This is a genomic window from Cytobacillus citreus (assembly GCF_018343665.1).
In the GTDB taxonomy this organism is placed as follows: domain Bacteria; phylum Bacillota; class Bacilli; order Bacillales; family Cytobacillaceae; genus Cytobacillus; species Cytobacillus citreus.
The window spans coordinates 571,611-591,041 of record NZ_JAGYPM010000004.1; the positions used below are offsets into that span (position 1 = coordinate 571,611).

14 protein-coding genes, 3 pseudogenes and 1 riboswitch are annotated in these 19,431 nt (G+C 37.9%); of the genes and pseudogenes, 9 read left to right on the top strand and 8 right to left on the bottom strand.

Annotation, left to right across the window (positions count from 1 at the left end):
• Both thiS and KHA94_RS19310 read right to left on the bottom strand, forming a co-directional pair.
• The gene (thiS, locus tag KHA94_RS19305; protein WP_213103737.1) at positions 1–201 is read right to left on the bottom strand and encodes a sulfur carrier protein ThiS; all 201 of its coding nucleotides are present in this window, start codon (positions 199–201) and stop codon (positions 1–3) included.
• Positions 201–806, bottom strand: coding sequence for a thiamine phosphate synthase (locus KHA94_RS19310; protein WP_249365648.1), 606 nt, complete (start codon positions 804–806; stop codon positions 201–203). The genes thiS and KHA94_RS19310 overlap by 1 nt, the downstream gene beginning before the upstream one ends.
• Positions 807–886: 80 nt before the next feature.
• A riboswitch (TPP riboswitch) is annotated at positions 887–994 on the bottom strand.
• A 347-nt stretch (positions 995–1,341) separates the two neighbouring features.
• Here KHA94_RS19310 and KHA94_RS19315 point away from each other — a divergent pair.
• Genes KHA94_RS19315 through KHA94_RS19325 form a run of 3 tightly spaced genes read left to right on the top strand, consistent with a single transcriptional unit; the run spans position 1,342 to position 3,867 of the window.
• A complete protein-coding gene (locus tag KHA94_RS19315; protein ID WP_213103739.1) occupies positions 1,342–2,226 on the top strand; it encodes a DnaD domain-containing protein in 885 nt (294 codons plus the stop codon).
• Complete coding sequence (locus tag KHA94_RS19320; RefSeq protein WP_213103740.1) at positions 2,223–3,464, top strand: replicative DNA helicase; 1,242 nt, start codon at positions 2,223–2,225, stop codon at positions 3,462–3,464. Before KHA94_RS19315 ends, KHA94_RS19320 begins: the two co-directional genes overlap by 4 nt.
• Positions 3,451–3,867: a hypothetical protein gene (locus tag KHA94_RS19325; RefSeq protein ID WP_213103741.1), complete on the top strand. Its 417-nt coding sequence runs from the start codon at positions 3,451–3,453 to the stop codon at positions 3,865–3,867. The genes KHA94_RS19320 and KHA94_RS19325 overlap by 14 nt, the downstream gene beginning before the upstream one ends.
• A 196-nt stretch (positions 3,868–4,063) precedes the next feature.
• Here KHA94_RS19325 and KHA94_RS19330 read toward each other — a convergent pair whose 3' ends face one another.
• Positions 4,064–5,134: a site-2 protease family protein gene (locus tag KHA94_RS19330; RefSeq protein ID WP_213103742.1), complete on the bottom strand. Its 1,071-nt coding sequence runs from the start codon at positions 5,132–5,134 to the stop codon at positions 4,064–4,066.
• Positions 5,135–5,532: 398 nt separating this feature from the next.
• On the opposite strand from KHA94_RS19330, the pseudogene KHA94_RS19335 reads away from it, so the two are divergent.
• From KHA94_RS19335 to KHA94_RS19345, 3 genes and pseudogenes are all read left to right on the top strand, one after another.
• Positions 5,533–5,868: pseudogene (locus tag KHA94_RS19335) on the top strand (DUF4256 domain-containing protein); the annotation flags it as partial.
• 154 nt (positions 5,869–6,022) lie between these two features.
• Positions 6,023–7,177: a M14 family zinc carboxypeptidase gene (locus KHA94_RS19340; RefSeq protein WP_249365612.1), complete on the top strand. Its 1,155-nt coding sequence runs from the start codon at positions 6,023–6,025 to the stop codon at positions 7,175–7,177.
• A gap of 240 nt (positions 7,178–7,417) precedes the next feature.
• A pseudogene (locus KHA94_RS19345) lies at positions 7,418–8,778 on the top strand (IS4 family transposase).
• A 96-nt stretch (positions 8,779–8,874) separates the two neighbouring features.
• On the opposite strand, the gene KHA94_RS19350 reads toward KHA94_RS19345, so the two are convergent.
• Complete coding sequence (locus KHA94_RS19350) at positions 8,875–10,302, bottom strand: dipeptidase (RefSeq protein ID WP_213103743.1); 1,428 nt, start codon at positions 10,300–10,302, stop codon at positions 8,875–8,877.
• Positions 10,303–10,778: 476 nt separating this feature from the next.
• A complete protein-coding gene (locus KHA94_RS19355; RefSeq protein ID WP_213103744.1) occupies positions 10,779–11,966 on the bottom strand; it encodes a M14 family zinc carboxypeptidase in 1,188 nt (395 codons plus the stop codon).
• A gap of 254 nt (positions 11,967–12,220) precedes the next feature.
• Here KHA94_RS19355 and KHA94_RS19360 point away from each other — a divergent pair, with 254 nt between their 5' ends.
• Together KHA94_RS19360 and KHA94_RS19365 are read left to right on the top strand one after the other, a co-directional pair.
• Positions 12,221–12,391: a hypothetical protein gene (locus KHA94_RS19360; protein ID WP_213103745.1), complete on the top strand. Its 171-nt coding sequence runs from the start codon at positions 12,221–12,223 to the stop codon at positions 12,389–12,391.
• A 15-nt stretch (positions 12,392–12,406) separates the two neighbouring features.
• Positions 12,407–12,787, top strand: a pseudogene (locus tag KHA94_RS19365) (aminotransferase class I/II-fold pyridoxal phosphate-dependent enzyme); the annotation flags it as partial.
• 190 nt (positions 12,788–12,977) lie between these two features.
• Here KHA94_RS19365 and KHA94_RS19370 read toward each other — a convergent pair.
• Positions 12,978–13,694, bottom strand: coding sequence for a potassium channel family protein (locus KHA94_RS19370; protein WP_213103747.1), 717 nt, complete (start codon positions 13,692–13,694; stop codon positions 12,978–12,980).
• A 255-nt stretch (positions 13,695–13,949) separates the two neighbouring features.
• Between KHA94_RS19370 and KHA94_RS19375 the strand changes: the two genes are divergently transcribed.
• A complete protein-coding gene (locus KHA94_RS19375) occupies positions 13,950–16,319 on the top strand; it encodes a polyprenyl synthetase family protein (RefSeq protein ID WP_420828177.1) in 2,370 nt (789 codons plus the stop codon).
• Positions 16,320–16,649: 330 nt separating this feature from the next.
• Here the strand turns inward: KHA94_RS19375 and KHA94_RS19380 are convergent, their stop codons facing one another.
• Both KHA94_RS19380 and KHA94_RS19385 read right to left on the bottom strand, forming a co-directional pair.
• On the bottom strand, positions 16,650–17,786 hold the full coding sequence (locus KHA94_RS19380) for a M24 family metallopeptidase (RefSeq protein ID WP_213103748.1): 1,137 nt from the start codon (positions 17,784–17,786) through the stop codon (positions 16,650–16,652).
• 72 nt (positions 17,787–17,858) lie between these two features.
• Positions 17,859–19,256, bottom strand: a complete 1,398-nt coding sequence (locus KHA94_RS19385; protein WP_213103749.1) for a sodium:solute symporter family protein — start codon at positions 19,254–19,256, stop codon at positions 17,859–17,861.
• Positions 19,257–19,431 lie beyond the last annotated feature (175 nt).

Genomic DNA, 19,431 nt, shown 5'->3' on the forward strand with positions numbered 1-19,431 from the left:
TCATCCTCCCCCTACAAAATGAATCATCTCAACTTGGTCACGTTCGCGAATAGGGTGATCATATTGGTCTTTTTGAACAATTTCCTTATTTACTTCAACAATCACAATCCGCTTGGAGAGCTCCAAATGCTCAAGTAATTGCTGAACGGTTGAAACATCTTCGGGCAGCTTATAAGCTTTACCATTTAGCGTAATACTCATTAAAATTCAGCTCCTTCAATCTTTTGAAAAGCCTCGTAAAATTCCTTTGCAGCCGATACAGGATCATTGCTTTCAAAGATCGTTGACATAACAGCTATCCCATTTATCCCGATATCGTGCAACATTTCGATATGTTCTGGTTTGATCCCTCCAATTGCATATAAATCAACCGTCACTTTTTTCGAGATTTCATGAAGTTCCGCAAGCCCGCGGGGTTCTACGCCCCTTTTGCAGTTCGTTTTAAATACATGTCCATATAGTAGCCAATCGGCTCCCGCATACGAAGCGCGTTCAGCCTCCATCGCGGAATGTACTGATTGTCCCGCGAGTAACTGAGGAAAATTGCCTTTCACCTGCGAAAGGGAAAGCCCATGACCTGGAAGCTGCACTCGTTGAATATTTGAAACAACAGCTACATCCACCCGGTCATTCACAATTAATTTCTCCTTACTGACTTTTGCTTCAGTCAATGCAGTGATCAACTCTATGTATTCATTGGCTGTTTTCGTCCGTTCTCTGATGATGAAATAATCTACGAACGGTTCTGTATCAATCATGATTTTAGTGAGATGATCCACCTTGAACCGATCATTCGTCACGGCCATCAGCTTCAATCACATTCCCCCTATTAAGCAAATAAAAAACCACTTTCCTAAGCAAGGAAAGTGGTACTTTAAATAAAATATAAAGTAACATGACACTTCCCTACGCAGGCTCAAACCTGATCAGGTTATAAGGGTATCAGAGTACACTCTTCTCTCAGTCCTTTAAAAGGATTCCCCTAGTGATTTCACATATAGAATTTTCTGACTATAGGCATCATAACATAGAAGCTAAAATTATGGAAGTATATGAAACATTCAAACTCCTAAGCAGAGAAAGCTTATCCTTCTTTTGCTTCAGCGTATAATCGATTGTATGCCACTGATTTTTCCATATCAGCAGAGCATATAAGTCGAGGAGCAAAGGTTAGTTCCCTTAACAAGAAATGCATACGGATGAATATTATTTCCCACAAAAAACGAATCAGGGCTTCGGCTCTGATTTTTTTTTGATATAACGTGTCCTTTTTTCGAACCAATCCATATATATGAGGTGAATCGATTATTTGAAAGAGTCTCTGGGAAAGGGAGAGAAGCGATGGCAAAGTATCGTGTGGTTTACACTCAATTTTGGGATGATCCGAAGGTAGTAGAGGAAATGACACCGGAGGATAAGTATTTGTTTCTTTATTTGTTAACGAATAAAAATACGAAGCAAATCGGGATCTACACGATCACGAAGAAGCAAATGGCTTTTGATACGGGGTATTCGCAAGAGACCATTCAAAGTATCTTAGAGCGCTTGATCAATAAGCACAAACTTGTGAAATATAACCTGGATACACGGGAAATCGCAATTAAAAATTGGGGGAAATTCAATTTTATTCGCGGCGGAAAACCGGTGGAGGATTGCGTGAATGCTGAGTTAGAAAAGGTAAAAGACTTAGAGCTCATTCGGTATGTAGGAGAACATATTCGAAACGAAAAGGTGCGGAAACTATACGAGTCGTATACTGATTCTCCTTTTGAATGGTCCAAAGACGGGCCAGATGATCAATCGATTCGTGACGGTTTAGACGATACGTCCACGTTACGGGGGCAAAAAGAAAAACAAAAAGAAAAAGAAAAAGAAGAACAACTACTAAATCGTCAGTGTGGTCAGGTGTTTGATTTTTATCAACATAATTTTGGAGTACTTTCTCCATTTATCGCAGAGGAGATTGGAGATTCCGTAGAAGAATTTGGGGAGCCTCTTGTGATGGAGGCTATGAAAATATCTTTATCTGTCGGCAAACGAAATTGGCGGTATACATATGGGATTTTGAAAAGATGGCGTGACGAACAGGTGAAAACAATGGAAGATGTATGGGCGTTGGAGAAGGAGTTTGAACAGCGAAAAAAGGCTCCAGCTATGACGGAAATGAGACCCAATGTACCAGGCATTTATCAGCATAATCCGTCTGAAGGGGAGGACCTGCCATGACGGTCGAAAAAGCGCTGCTTGGCAGTATGCTGAAAGAGAATTTTTACATAGGTGATAGCATAATCCGGCCTGAACATTTTGAAGACCGGCGTCATCAAGCCATTTTTAGGGAAATGCGTCTTTTGCATGAAAAAGGCAGGAGCGTTGACATCATTACGCTCACCACAAAGGTGGATATGGAACCATTTGGAGGAATCTCCTATCTTTATGATTTACAATCGTACGCCAATCCGAAAAAGTTTGATGAATATGAGCAGCTCCTTCTCGAGCAATGGAAAGAGCGGGAGAAGCGAAATATTTTAACACGGGCAAAAGAGGAGGATTGGGGAATCCAGCAAGTGATTCAGACCTTACATCTCATTGATGAAGCGAGAATGGATGACCATTTCTCCATTACAACGGCACTGGCTGAAGTGTATGAAGCGCCATGGCAGGAAGGGGAGCAAACAAAAGGGATTCCTACAGGGATTAACCTTTTGGATCAAATGACAAACGGTTTTCAAGCAGGAGAGCTGACGGTCATTGCGGCAAGGCCATCGATGGGAAAAACAGATGTGATGCTCCATTTTACGAAAGAAGCAGGCTGGCATGGATATCTTCCCGTTATTTTTTCACTCGAGATGCCTTATCAAAGCTTGGTCCAAAGATTAATTGCGTCGACAGGGGGAATTAATCGCATCAAATTACGGAACCCGTTTCAAAGTCTTAGTTTGGAGCAGAAGGAAGAATGGACGGACATTATCGGGCGTGTATCCATGACAGATGTGCAGATTTTTGACGGTGCCAGACAAACAATCGCTGAGATGAGAGCGAAAACGAGAAAGCTCATTCATCAATTTCCCGAACAAAAACCAATCATCATGATTGATTATTTAACGTTAATTTGCCCAAAACAGGATTATGGCGGAAACATGCATTTGCAAGTGTCGGAAATTTCCCGGGAATTGAAGATGCTTGCCAAGGAAATGAACTGCCCCGTAATTTTACTTGCCCAATTAAATCGGGCGGTGGAGCAAAGGCAAAATAAACGTCCCCTCATGTCGGATATCCGTGAATCGGGGAGTGTCGAGCAAGATGCGGACGTCATAATTTTCCTCTACCGTGATACGTACTATGATCAGGCTTCTGACGAGAAACAGCTGGAGCTGATTATTTCAAAAAACCGCAACGGCCCAGTCGGTACCGTTTTTGCAAACTATAATCAATTTACGGGGAGAATTGAGGATGTCATCCATTAAAACTCTTTTTGAAGAGGCCATTTGCTATGAGGAACATGTCCTTGCTCATTACATTTTTTGCTTAATTCAAGAGGGAAAAATCGCATGGGATGATGAGGATTCTGTTTTATTCGAAGTCCAGCCTGATATAGAGAAATTGACAAACATGATTGAAAACAATTTTCTGGGTATTTGCAAGATTCATATGTATGCACTGAAGGTGAAGAAGGGGAAATGGGTATTTATTTTCGCCAAAAGCCCAGAAGAAGCGAAAGTACATTTGTGGAGAACAACGGGGAGTAAACCATTGAATTGCCAAGAACTTTCTCTGGATCAAGAGGTATTGATTGGCAATCGCTTTCTTAATTTTCGGGAATGGAAAAAGGAGCAGAGTGGATTTCCTTGTTTGGTTGGGTATTGTTGATGTGCTAAAATTAGCTTGTATAACCATAATCATCACTCATAGATTAAGTACATTAAAGGGAGCAGATACTATTCTTGTTTTAGACAAGGGAAGTATAGTTGAAACGGGTACTCATGAAGAATTGATTCAGAAACGAAATCATTACTATCCTTTGTATGCAAATCAATATGAGCAGATTATCACGGTGAGGAGACAGTTAACCTGTCCCCTTGTCCCGTTGTAAGGAATTTCTGACAATTTTTCTCTCGATGCTGGAAACATAATTATCCCATACGACATTTTCCAGAAACTCTTTTCCTTTCTGTTCTAGATTTGAATCTCTCTCCCTGCTCAATATGATAATGTTGTTCCGTTCTTGTCCAATTGTATCACCGGAATAATCATACTGTTCGATGACAGGGAGTTCTTTCCCCTGTAAAAGCTCAGCGGTTACATATAACTGTATCAATTCTGGTTTAAGTGGAGAATTACTTGGAAGGAATGCGGCCTGTTTTAATAATTGTGATGTTTTTTTATACTGATTGGTATCTATATAGTAATAAGCGATATATCTTCGAAGCTTTATTTCTAAATGTAGTGCTGTTCCTTTTAACGTTTGGAGATCCTGATGTAAGTTCTTAAGAGCTAAAGATAGAAAAGAAGTTTTAAACGCTGTTTTCCCAGAGTCTATTCCATCTGCCAACATAACATAATCCAGTTTTTTTATTAGAATATCCTTTTGAAACAATGCTTGGTGATAGATGCGCAAGTAAACAACATATCCATCACTCTCACTTCCCAGAAAGTTTATTGGTATAATCGAAAATATATATAACATAAGAGACGCCAAAAGTAAATTAGCAAAAATCGTCTGTATGTTTTCCTGTGAAGTAACCTGAATCAGTGCAATGACTATAATCGAAAAAAAAAGATTCGCTAACGGTCCGCCCAATGAAAGACGTATGAATTTCTTCTCTAGATCGCTGATGATCTGTCGACTCATTGAGATGTCTGATTTTCCAAGGAACTCTTCCACCGTTTTGGAGAAGGAAAAGGATTTTTGTATAAAGTCATACTGAAAGAATCCGAAAGATACTTGATTCAACTTCCAGTCATCGATTTTTGCGATGATGATATGGCCAAGTTCATGTATAATCATAGCCAAATAATAACTTAATGGGAAGAAAACAATGTGTAAGAATAAATTATTGGTATGTTGAATGGCAATAGCTCCTATACTTCCCATACAAAATAGATGAAAGATAGGATAGAGCACTTTGCTAATCAATCGGTACTCACTTCCTTTACTTTATTAATTGTGAGCTGCTTCTCGTCAATTCCCAATAACAGCTCATGCACAATCAAACCAATTTGCAATTTCGTTTTTACATTCCATTTTCTTTTTATATTTTTAATGATCTCCCCAATACGTCGCTCACTGATTTGTAACTGATGTGCAATCGATTGGTTACTGTAAAAAAGGAGTACCTCCCCAAATTCTTGTATAATTTAAGTGACCAAACAAACATATCAAGAATAGAAAAGAGGTTGACTCCCATGTATTATACGACAAGGAAGCCTGTTTGACATGCAAGATTTTTATGATTTGGAACCATCTAAACGTTTTGAAACAGTTTTTTTGAAGAGCTGAAGCAGTTCTAAACATATGATACGAGGAGATTTAGTATGAAAAATGATAAAAGCAAGTTTTCACCTGAACAACATGAAGAATTACTCAGAACATTGAAAGCCCGTTTTGAGAAAAACATGAACCGCCATAAAGGTCTTGAATGGGCTAAAGTACAAGCTAAGCTTGAAGCTAATACTGAAAAACTGTGGTCGCTCAATGAAATGGAAGGAACTGGCGGTGAACCGGATGTTGTTGGTCATGATAAAGAGACGGGCGAATACATTTTTTATGATTGTTCAGCGGAAAGTCCTAAAGGTCGCAGAAGTGTTTGTTACGACCGTGAAGCGTTGGAGTCAAGGAAAAAACACAAACCAGAAAATAACGCTATTGATTACAGTATCCTTTCCTCCTATGTTACTATCCAATAAAACAGACAAAATCCCTACCTTCAATTAGTCAGAATAATCCAAAATCACCATTTTGTTTAAATATTCATTCGATTATACTAGTCTTGTATTTGAAAATAATGATAGTTTGGGAGGTTATATGTTGAAAAGATTATGGATGTCTTTTGTCGTAGTAATGTTCTTTGTGTCAGCACTGTTTTCATCTCAAGCAAATGCAGCTAACACCATTCCTGGTGGTCCATCGACAAATGGAAACACGAGTATGGACAGTATGATTACATACGATGACATGATTAAAGAACTGAAGAAAATCGAACACACGAGTAAAGGGAAAGTAGAAGTATTCACGTTAGATGAATACGGAAAGAGTGAGCAGAACCGAAGTTTTTACGTAGCTAAAGTCGGTACAGGCCCAATGAAAATTTGGGTCCAAGCTCAAATTCACGGAGATGAAAAGTTAACAACGGATGCCGTATTAGAATTATTGAAGACTTTTGGTAGTAATGGATCCGAAGATATTGAAAAGATCTTAAAAGAAACAACTATTTATGCAATCCCAATGTATAATCCGGATGGAAGCATCATGAACACGCGAACGACTGTGCTTCATGATGAAAATGGACAACCTAGAGTAGACAACAGAGGTCATGCCATGACCATTGATTTAAATCGTGATTGGGGAGAAAACGGGTTTCAAGCAAAAGAATCACTTGTCTTCTACAAATACTGGGCAGATGTGAAACCAGATTTCGCTGTGGATCTTCACCACCAAGGATTTAAAACCGTTTACGGAACAAATGATTCAACATCCATGTCGCTTGGAGTATCATTAGCACCAAATGGACCGACTTTACCAAGTATTAAAGACGGCTTATACAATGACCTTACACGCCAAATGAACGTCTATGTATATGATGCATTAAAAGATTACGGGTATATGCATATTGATCGTTACCAAACCGGTAGTGGTGATAAGAGATACGAGATTGATATCAAAGGCGGAGTTGTTTCTGCTATGATGATGGGCTTAAACTACGACAATATCAATCCAACTAATCACAGCAACCCAGCCATCTTCTTTGAAACGAAAGGAAATACAAGAGATGGAAATCTAGGACAAAAATCAAACGGGCATTTAATCAAACAAAATTATCTTGGATTAAAAGCCTTACTTTACGGCTTAGTCACAGGTGAAGTAGAAAAGGTTAATCCAAACCGTTGGGATGAAGAGATTCCAACTTACCCGCTAGCTGGTTATCAAACAGATTCTGGAATTGTTCCAGTAGGTTATTAAAAAAGAACGAAGCCCCATTAGGAGTAATCCTATATGGGGCTTTGTCGTTCAGTTCAGTTTCTTTAGTTATTAACTCAAACTTCGCACCAAATAAATAAGTACGGTAGTTGAGACTATTTGGTTCTTCTTCATTTCAATATGATCCTTGACAATATGCTTAATAAATACAAAAAACACCTCATTATTTGGTATAGTGTGATTGTCCAGAAAACACTACCAAACAGAAGAGGTGCCTCCTATATGATAGAGCATAATGACCAAAACAATCAACTAACAAAAGTATTAAGAACAGTATTCAGTGAATTAGAGATGTTTAAACATCTTCGAAATGCTGGAATTACTAAGAAATTTGGCTTCAAAGCTAGCTACTTATTTCAACTTGTTTTTTGTTTAATCTTCCATCAGAAAAGTTGGTTTACCCTTTTAACATCAAAGAAGGGAGACCGCTATCCAGCTAAGGACGCTGTTTACCGTTTCTTGAATCATTCCAAGTTTGCTTGGCGTCGGTTTTTAACTCTTTTAAGTATCATGCCGTTCAAAAAGTGGATGCGCTTACGGATGTAAAGCGTTCAAAAGTATTGATCATAGACGATTCCATGTTTGATCGTAATCGTAGTAAAAAGGTGGAGCTTCTCGCTCGTTGTATGGATCATTCCTCTTTGAATAAGCGTTTCTATAAAGGCTTTCGAATGCTTACTCTCGGTTGGTCAGATGGCTTTACATTTATGCCGCTGGATTTTACTTTATTGAGTTCGAAAAACGCTCAAATCAATGGGATTTCTGAGAATATTGACAAACGTACTTCAGGATATAAACGTCGTGTTGAAGCGTTAGAAACAGCTCCTACCATCATTCCAAGTATGATAGAGAGAGCATTACAAGCAGGTGTCTCATCTGAGTATGTGTTAATGGATACTTGGTTTACTCAACAACCCCTTATTCAATCCATCGTTGAAATCGGTCTTGATGTGATTGGCATGGTCAAGGCAACGAATCAACGCTATTTAGTAAACAATCAAAAACTGTCTTTGAAACAACTATATAAGGTTGCCACACCTGTTTTAGACAAGAAAGGCATTTTGCGATCTATCCATACAACGATGGCAAATGGTATTGAAGTAAAGGTTGTATTTGTTCGAAATCGCAACAAAAAGAGTGAATGGCTTGCGATTCTCAGCACAGATTGTACGCTTTCTGAACAAGAAATCATTCGTATCTATGGGATGCGTTGGGATATTGAAGTCTTCTTTAAGATGACTAAATCACTATTACGCCTTCAAAAAGAGTTCCAAGGTATGTCTTATGATTTGCTTATTAGCCATACAGCCATTGTGTTTTCTAGATATATCGTTTTATCGTGGCAGAACCGCTGCAATACAGATCATCGAACATTAGGTGGAATCTTCTATGAACTTTGCGATGAAGTAAATGAACTTGATTGGGCTGTAGCTTTACAGCAATTAATCGAGCTTCTTGAAGATACCCTAAAAAAGTCGAATAAAACAATTCAAAAATTATTCAAAAGTCAACTTCAGCAATGGATTGACGGTCTGCCTAACTATATCAAGGCTTATTTGTCGATTTCAGTCTGCGAAGTTTGAGTTATTAATCAGAAACGTATCAAGAAAGAAAACCTTCCTCTAATAGATTCCCGGTGCCTGGCCCCACGTGCGTTGGACCTAAAACAATTTACAACTTTATTGATTAACATAGAAAATTCTAGTTTCTCTGGTGATTTTACCTGTATTATTAGCAACTTCGAAAGTAACGACATGAAATTTTTCTTTTAATGTTTCTTTAACCTGTAATGATATAGTTGAATTTTCCTTATCGAAAGTTGGCTTATATTCAATGCCATCAACGATTATCCGCATACTCGCCTCATCTAATTCAGATCCTTTATCTCGTACGATATTCGCTTTCAGAAGAGGTGTGTTGCTTTGAATAACTTCACCCATTTTGTAGTCTGGGATAACAGAAAGCGTTTGGCCAACATTGTCAGGGTTATGTGCTGCCGCCTTTTCCACTTCTTTTAAAACACGTAATGTATTTTTTCCTAATAATTTCTCAAGATCTTGTTTTGAATAACCTCTTTTAACTAATTCCTCTGTTACCTTATACAATTCCGAAGAATCCTTTATATCGGATGGCAGTGGCCCTCCATCAAAATCGGAGCCAAGCGCTACATGATCGATGCCAATCAATTTAACAGCATAATCAATATGATCTACATAGTCCTTTATATAGTTTGGTTTAGTAGGATATTCATATGTCAAAAACTCGGGATAAAAGACAATGCCTACTACCCCACCATTTTTTGCTAATGCCTTAAGCTGTTCATCTGTTAAGTTTCGTTGATGATTTCTTAATGAATGTACGGCAGAGTGACTTGCAATAATCGGAGCTTTAGAAACCTTTATAACATCCCAAAACGTGTTTTCAGACATATGTGATACGTCAATGATCATTCCAAGTCTATTCATTTCTTCTGCGACTTTTTTACCCAGTTCTGTCAACCCGCCTTGAGAAGGGGTTCTATCCGGATCCCCATATACTCTGTTTGCTCCTTCTCCTAAGGCGTTTGAATAGTTCCAGGTGAATCCTACTGCTCTGACCCCAAGGTCGTAGTATTGATGAAGTAATCCAATCGCATTATGTTCTTCTAAGGAATAAGCTCCTTCAATAGTTGGTACAGCTGCAATTTTTCCAATCTGAATAGCTTTCTCAATTTCCTTTAAAGAAGGGGTGATACTGAAAATATCTGAATTCATTTCTTCAGTCCAATAAAGAGCATTAATTAAAGCTAATGTTCTGCTTATGCTGCGTGGGTTATTTCCGTAGTAGCCTGATGTATATGCAGCAAAGAACGGAACTTTAAGCCCTCCATCACGAAGTTTTGGTATATCAATATGGAATGGAGTATTATTTTTAATATCGGTCGTTGGCAGCCATGTATTTGGATCGACTACCTGCATCATCGTATCATTATGGCTATCCACGACTATCGAGTTAAAATGTATATCTAATGCGGTTGAATCTTTTGCGGACACCTCATTTTGTTGATATGTAAGTGTACAAGAAAATGCTAAAATGACAGCGGCAAGAAATACAAAAAACTTTTTCATTAAAGAACCTCCCCGTAAGTTAGTACAAAATAAAGCTATTGAGTTTAGATAATTATATGACCACATTTTTCTACTTTTAGACAATACTGAGTATTCAGTGATTACGTCCTATTCCTTTTATCATACTTAAGAAAAATGAACGTAGCAAAGGACTTTAGCTCCTTCGATTACCTATAACTTTATGAAATTATTAAAACAATGGATAAAAAAGAACCACGATGCAGGAACACAGTGACTCTTTTCTTTGCTTTTTGATATTTAACGCTTAATTCAAAGACGATCACCAAGGGTCCAAAAGGGCAGCGAGTGATTCGGAAGTGATCTCCCGAATGTACTTGGGAGGGAGTTCACGTTGCGGAGTTGATTGCAGGTGGGTTTGCTGAAATGACCGCCGCAGACGAATGACTCGCAGCTACCTTTTTTAATACGTGCAATTATAATGCACCGGTCCCATAGAAATAGTTGCTATATTAACTTTACTTATGGACTCTGTTTGGAATATTATCATAGTCTTCAGGGTTTAACTTGTATACACTTCCATCAGCTACACCTTTAATGACTCCCATAATGCCTGTTTCTACAGTTTTAACTAATTGCCCTTTCATTTTTTGGCCGAAATTTTGGGTTTGGCCTTTCACCTCAAATATGGCGATTCCACTTCCATTGAGGGAGAATGCTCCTAAAGCTGTACCTGGTAAATCTAGATTTTGATCATATAAGGAAATATTCGAGAAAATCGAATTTCCTTTTTCTTGCAGTGCATTATAAAGGGCTACATTAATTTGGCGCGAAAAATCAAAACGGAAATTATCCGCATATTGGCTGTATTTCGATCCTTTAGGTGTTTTTGGATCAGGAACAAAGTCTGCAGAAATCGACATCGTTACTTCTTTATCAGTACCTTCAATCGTATAGAAATTTTGGTGATGAAGGTCTAAAAACACTTCTACTATTCCAAATTCTTCTTGTAAACTTTTATATACATCCCGTACCGTTTGTGCCTCTGGTGTTATAAACCAACCTGCTTTATTGGTAGCACCCGGGAAATCTTCAGGTTTTGGTACATAATTTAAGTTCGGATTAAAGTCACGATTTACGTCAAATCCAGGATTATTGCTATAATTGTCACCTTGCAAGGAACCTGAATAATAGTTCCATGATGGTAACGTGTTTCTTAATTGTGGGAATTGTTCTTGAACTTCCCTCCAACTCATGACATTCCCGCGTCGGTCTAATTCAGAGCCATCAGCATTCATCATTGGGACAGCTACAATGGTTAGTTCCTCCCTAATTTTCTTTGCATCTTCTGAATTGCTAGAACCTAAATATTGAAGAATATTTAATAGGGCAACAGTCCCTGTTTTTTCATTACCATGAATTTCACTTTGAATAAGGATTACTTTATCGCCATGACCGACTCGAGCGGTAAAAATATCTCTGCCCTGATTTGTTTTTCCAGCCGTTTCGACCTTTACCTGACCATTTGATGACTTTTCGATTTGGTAAAGTTTTTTCTTTAGTTCCTCGTATTGAATAAAGCCATTGACTGATATATTTTCTTCTGTTACAGGTTTTGCTCCTTCCGCATGGCTTACCTGTGGAACGAACAAGGATGCTGCGATTGCTACTGAACTAAGGACCTTTAATACTTGCTTTTTCTTCATCTGAACCTCCATAAAATAAATTTTTTCCCTTGAATCACTTACAATTGAAACTACTAATTCGTAACACGAACTATTTAAATGATGGCATTTTAATCCAATGAAGTAAATGAGCAAATAGTAATAACATTCAGATAACTATTCCTTGCCTATTTTGTATAACTATCAAAAGTCCTGCTCACAATCTTTAAATAAAGAAAGTACCGAATACACTGGGGGTCAGGCACCTTTAGTTAAAGATTTCGGGTATATGTATATTGATCGTATTTTCATCTAATAACTATTTAGGCCATGCAACAGATATTCGGTTTTTGAGAAATAGGGCATTTGAAGGCATTAGTAAATACGGTACAGGGACTGGTGGTTCGAGATTAATAACTGGAAATTTCGTCATTCATGAGCAACTTGAATGTGAATTGCGGATTTGAAAGAAACGGAAGCAGCGTTTGTTTTTTAGCAGTGGTTATTTAGCAAACATTGGCGTGATTTCGAGTGTAATGAAGAAAGGGGATATTATATTTTCTGATGCCTGGAATCATGCGAGTATCATAGATGGTTGTCGTCTTAGTCAAGCAAATACAATTGTTTATGAACATGCGGATATGGTGGATTTAGAGCGCAAATTGCGGCAATCAAGCGGTGATGGAAAGAAGCTAATTTTGACGGATGGCGTCTTTAGTATGGATGGTGATATTGCTCCACTTCCAGAAATAGTTGCGCTAGCAAAGAAATACAATGCTTACGATTTCAAAATAGGTGTCAGGAAACTTCAAGGACTTTGGAAGCGTTCTGGCATTTTCAATTTCATACCCCTCCATAAATAGTAATATCTACCTTCTCAAAAAAATCCAAAACCGATAAAACCGATATCAAATACCAAACGATTACTAGAATGTAAGTAAATTTTTTTTGAGGGGTGTAGTAGATAAAGATGAAATGGAGAAGTATTTTTGGCTATGGTGCCAGTCCCTAAGTACGGTAATATTTTAAATTACTGGGGGACTGGCACCTTTTTTAAGTATGATTGTGCTTATCCTTCATTTTTTGTAGTTTTTCAATCATGTAGTTATAGTCAATTTCATCAATATTTGGGTAAGCATCAATCGTTTGTTTTATATCCTTTAGCTCCTTGGGAAGTTGGTCATCTCTATTATCTGTAAATATGGAGGCAACTGTTCCTGTTATTAAACCGATGATACCTATTCCTGCTAACATTAGAACGCTCGCAATGATTCTGCCTACCGTTGTTTCCGGGGAGAGGTCCCCATATCCGACTGTTGTCATTGTTACAATTGCCCACCAAAGCGCATCGCTATATGAATCAAAACCCGGTTCAATGAACTTCATAGGCAGAGCAATAAGGAAAAGAATGGACATTACCGAAACAACTAAAGTGTCAATTTTGTATTTTTTCAGGAGCTGATCAAGGAAGGCTGTTCGTCTGTTCATAATCATTAACATGCGAAGAACCCTGAAAATCCGAACAAAACGCGCAGTCCGAAAAAACTGATCTAAAGGCAGAATGGCAATAAAGTCTAAAGGGTGGCCCTTGAAATACTCCCATTTATTCTCACTATTGTAAAGTCGAATCATGTAGTCCAGAATAAATATTCCCCAAATAAACCCATCGAAAATCGCCCCTTGTTTTGAAGGTAGATCAAGGACAAGAGAAAGTATAACTAATGCAGCAAGAACAAGTTCATATATGATGCCAAAGTAAATTTTTTTCATCCAATCCCTACTTTTTTAAAACTACTTTTGTTATTTTAACATAATTCTCGGTGCCAGACCCCCAATGCGTTAATCCATTAATATATTGGGGGTCAGGCACCTTTTGTTAATGGTATATATTACAAAAGTCTATATTTAGCTATTTAGTTAAAAAGATGTTATTTTTGGGTAAAATAATTTTTGTCGATTTTTATGAAAAATACTTGAATTTATATTGCATAGATTATAGAAGAGAAAGTTAAGTAGAGGTAATGGATGATGAATAAAGAGTTAATAATAGATGCCGATGAATGCTATAGACTGGCGGAGCGGAGGGCTGCCAAGTACTTTCAATCACTTTATGTGCAAGTTAGGCAAAAGGCTTTTGTACCTATCCTAACAAAAGATTTTCAATCATGGAAACATAATCATATTCAACATTCTCTATTATCCTTTTTTTCGCGCGGAAAAAGAAAACCTGATTCTAAAGAGTATCACAATTATATCCGATGGTTAGACCGTTCAGGCAAACTAGATAATTACTTGGATCGAAGCATCTCCTATATTTACTTGAGGGATCTGGGCAGAGCTCTGGACTCACCTGACACACAGACTAGAGTTCGCCGTGTCATTGAAAATATTAAAAATAACCTGACTCATTCCACCGCAACAGATGAGATGTTAAGCATGGCTGGGTTGTACAGGAAGGCTCAGAAAGAAGGCGTCGAATCGTCTATGATCTGGGTGATGGACAAACTAAAGACGGTATCTTCCAATCTTCCAAAGGGGATGGATGCTGAAGAAGCCCAGCGAAAACTGATCAAAATCATAGTCGGGGTAATCATGCATGTGGTCGATGTGATGGGTGATGACATATCAATTGAAGAACGTAGGCAGAAACTTGATGAAGCTATTAGGCTAGGGTATTACTATGGTCTGACCTATCCATTCATTGACGATTTACTCGATGCCAAAGTCTTATCTGAAAAAGAGAAAAGGCAGTATTCCCAATTAATACGGACCACACTTATTACCGGAGATGTGCCGGAATTGGGCGAGTGGACTGGAGAAAACTCAAGGTTAATCCAATATATTCATTCGGAACTTCGTGAGGCCTTTGAGTATATTAAGGCCTATCAGAGACCCGAGACAAGAAAAAATTTTTTCGAGCAATCCTATGTATTTTTTAATTCCCAGGAAGTGGACCGAGTTAAAGAACTATCGAATGCAAATTACACCAATGAAGAGCTTTATATACCGATCATATTAAAATCCTCTTCATCACGATTAATTGTCCGGTCAGTCATCAGTGCTTCTGAGGATGAGGGCTTTGACAAACGTACATTCTTTTATGGCATTTACAATCAGCTGGCTGATGATTTTGCAGATATGTTTGATGACATGAAGGAAGGTGCGGTCACACCCTATACCTATTATTTGAAATACCATGATAAGCGTCCGGATCTAATAAATCCCTTTGAATTATATTGGACGGTCATTTCCCATTTGATCCATAATGTGTATCATTCAGATACCAAGACTTGCGAAGTGATGTTGGATCGTGCGATAAATGGCCTAAAACGATGTAAAGAACGATTGGGAACCAAAAAATACAACGAATTGATGGATTTTTTTGCTTCTGGAAATCCGGAATTCAACAGTTTGATTCAAAATATGGTGAAAAAAGCGGATGATGTGGATTTCTTTGATAAGCTGCTACGAGACCGTATGATTACTATGCTGAGAAATGAACGGAATGAGCAAGAAGCCTTTTTAGATACAATCAAAACGGTCCGCAATCAAATCAACAATGTCCTGCATATTCATAAAACCGATGATGTTTCTACAATGAATGTGCCAATCATTGATGCTGCAAACTACAGTTTGGAAGGCGATGGAAAGCGACTGAGGCCCATAGTTGCTTGGTTCATGGGAGTTAACGAATATGGATTAGAAAGTTCAGCAATCGTTCCACTTCTAAGATCATTGGAATATATGCACACTGCATCCCTAATCTTTGATGATTTGCCATCTCAAGATAATGCGACTATCCGTCGGGGACGTTCAACCCTCCATCATGTATATAACAGTGCAATTGCTGAATTAACTGGTCTCTTTCTGACCCAGAAGGCAACCTGGGAACAAGCATCTCTTGACCAGTTCGATTCGAAAACTGTCCTTAAATTGATCCAATATTCGGCCCAAATGACAGAGAAGATGTGTCAGGGACAAGCAATGGACTTGGATTCTAGAGGGAAGCAATTGACTTTGGAACAATTAAATACGTTGAGTTTTTATAAAACTGGAATTGCATTCGAAGCTTCCTTAATCATGCCTGCCATTCTCGCTCATGCAAATGAGGTAGAAATGGAAGCATTGAAAACATTCGCTCGTCATGCCGGCATTGCGTTTCAGATTAAGGATGACCTGCTTGATGTTGAAGGAGATCAAATCTTACTTGGAAAACCAATCGGCAAAGATGCTGAAAACAACAATAAGACTTTTGTAGCCATCCTAGGTAAGGAAGGTGCCAGAAAAGCAATGTGGGAACATTACTGTCTTTCGATGGAAGCGATACAAGAAATGCCACGCAAAACTCCATTTCTGAAGCATCTCTTGAATTATATGGTGAACCGGGATCATTAAGAGCTTGATATTGTACAATACAGATAGAATAAGTTATTAAAAAAGAAGTAGGTACCCTATTGAACTGCACCTATTTGTTAGACGTATGCTAACATTCAGAGGTGCAGTTTCTTTGTGTCTAAATTAAACATAGAAAAGAAGAAATCAACTTTTATGAACGGAATGTTGATTTCTTCTTTTCTTATTTTTCAACAATTAGGAAGTAAGTAAATTGCATCACCAGTTATCTGCTAGTATTCTAAACGGGATCCTGACTGCAAAGCACTGATTTAACTCATAATGGATCATATATCTTTGCCTCAGTTGATCGAATAATATCGCTGGTAATTATTAACTATATGTTAAATCTTCAAGTTCGCTTGGATATTCGGTTATTCGTCGGCTGCCGTTTTTTGTTAAAATTAACGTGTCTGAATGACGGAAACCTCCAACGCCTGGAATAAAAATACCTGGTTCAATGGTAAAAACCATATTCTCTTTGAGGATAAGATTATTATCAAATCTTAAAGAGGGTTCTTCATGTGCTGAGATGCCAATTCCGTGACCTACTCGGTGAATGGCATAATCAGCAAAACCTTCTTTTTTTAGAATGCTACGGGAAACTTCATCAACCTCAGCTGCTGTCACCCCTGGTTTAATAAAGTCCATTGCAGCCTGTTGTGCAATTTTTGCTGCCTCAAACCCTTTCTTTTGTTCTTTTGTCAGTTCCCCTATTACAATCGTCCGTTCTAATTCTGCACGATAGCCATTTAAGGCAACCTGTCGGCTGTGTATAATAATGTCACCTGTTCTTACTTGACGAGTATTTGAAAAAACATGCGGCATAATCGTTCGTTCTACTCCTGAAGGGGACATAACAATTAAATCAAGAGTTGCATTAGGATATTTTTTTGCCGTTTCTTTAAATACAGCTATATTTCCCCTTGCATCTATTTCTATTTCCGTAATTCCTACTTCACAAGCATTTAATGATTCTCTTACTGCAACATTAGCTAGATAGCCAGCTTCCTCTATTAATTTTAGTTCCTCTTCATCTTTAACATATCGCATTTCCATTATCTTTTTACCGATATCTACTATTTCCAAGCCCAATTCACGGATGAAAACTACTTGTTCTGCAGGAGTCGAAGCCATATCAACTCCTATTTTTGATCCAGTTTTATAATTTTTTAACAGTGTCTTTAAATGTTGATACGGACTTATACCCTCATCCGCTCTTTCAGGATGCTCAAAATAAACATGTATATAATCTATCTTTGCTTCATCTTTCGCATGAACCTCTTCTAGAGCAGGGACAATTAAATGACTATTTTGATCGTCTAGCACATAGATAATAGGTCGTGAATAAAGCAAAGCCTTAAATCCACTAACATAATATTGGTGATCTGGGTTAGAAACGATAGTAGCTTCTATGCCTTCTATATTCATAAAGGACCTTAATTCAGATATGCGGTGACTTACATTCATTCTATTTCACTCCTAATGTATATTGTATTTATAGAATCATAGTATTTTTTACTTAGGACGATAAAGACGAAATTAAATAGTTGTATCTATATTAGGTGTTATTGATTTTTTTTCAGTTGCCAAAGACACAATTACGAGGACTAAAATAGATAACGGTAAGGAGAAGAGAATACTATTCCAACCAAAAGGCTTTCCAAGTACCATTTCCCAAAAAAGAGTGGCTAGGCCTCCAGTAATTATAGAGGACAATGCCCCTGGAGTATTTGCACGCTTCCAAAAAAAGGTGGCTAATACGATCGGTGTTATTGCTGCACCATACATCGTATAAGAATACATTTGAACCTCTAATACACTAGGGAAAAAGGTTCCTAGAATATAAGCCAAAACTCCAATAGCAATAACCGCTTTTCGACTAAAGGATAAATGCTTTTCTTCGGATAGGTTTCCTTTGTATTTTGCATATAGGTCATAAACAACATTTCCTGCTGCTGATAATAGGAAAGAGTTGGCTGTAGTAATGATTAATGCTACTGCTGCTGCTAATATTATTGCCCCTATTGGAATCGGTACTCCATGCGCTGCAATATGAAGAATTGCTGTATCGCCTTTAATATTTGGATACAAAACAACGGCTGTAGTTGCCATAAGAATTGCTGTGGAGATAATGATGATGTTTCCTAAAAAGAATCCAATAGTGGATTTTTTAGCCGTTCTTTCATCCTTGGCTGAAGAAAAGCGATTATACATGTTTTGGTCACCCAAAATAAGCATTAGGGTTGGCAAGAAAAAACCAATTAGCTGCATGGCCGTTAGACCGCCACTCCACGTTTTGTGTGTATCTGGCAGGGCAGCTGCAAGACCAGAAAAGCCTCCTACACTAGGTATTAAGAAAGGTAAAGCAAGAATCAACCCTCCAACAATCAGTATGGAGCTAACAAAATCGGTATATGCAACAGAAAACATACCTCCTGATACTGCTAGGAAAATAACAAAAATAGCTATTAATATCGTCCCGGTTTCGGGGGATAAGCCAGTTGTGGTACTAAGAATAATGCCGCCACCAATAAACTGATAAGCTGCAATCCCAATGTAGGCTAACAGCATAAAAATGGTCGCAACTAATCGTGTTGTACTACCATATTTAATTTCTAGCAATTCCGGCAGAGTGTTCTTTTTTAATGCTCTAACTTTATCCGCAATAAAGTACAAGATAATAATCCCAACAGGCCCTCCTGCAAAATAGATAATACTAGCAAGTGGTCCATATTTATAAATAAAACTTGCCCCACCGACGATGGTTCCAGACCCAACCCATGTAGCAAGCAATGTTCCAACAAGTACAATTCCTGGTAAACGACGACCAGCAACCATAAAATCTTCACTGCTTTTTACTTCTTTTTTTGCATAATAGATACCACACAACACCATGAGAGCTAAGTATGCTAAAACTACAGCTAAATGAACCGACAAGGTCATCTCCCCTTTATATAATTAATTCTCGACGAGTTTTTCTCTAAAAGATCATCTTAGAATTCGTCAGAAATTTGTTTACAATACTCATTGGTTATTATGCAATAATCAATATATTCTATATGGTACGAGATTTTATAATATCTGGTAATATACCAAAACATCCATTACAGTT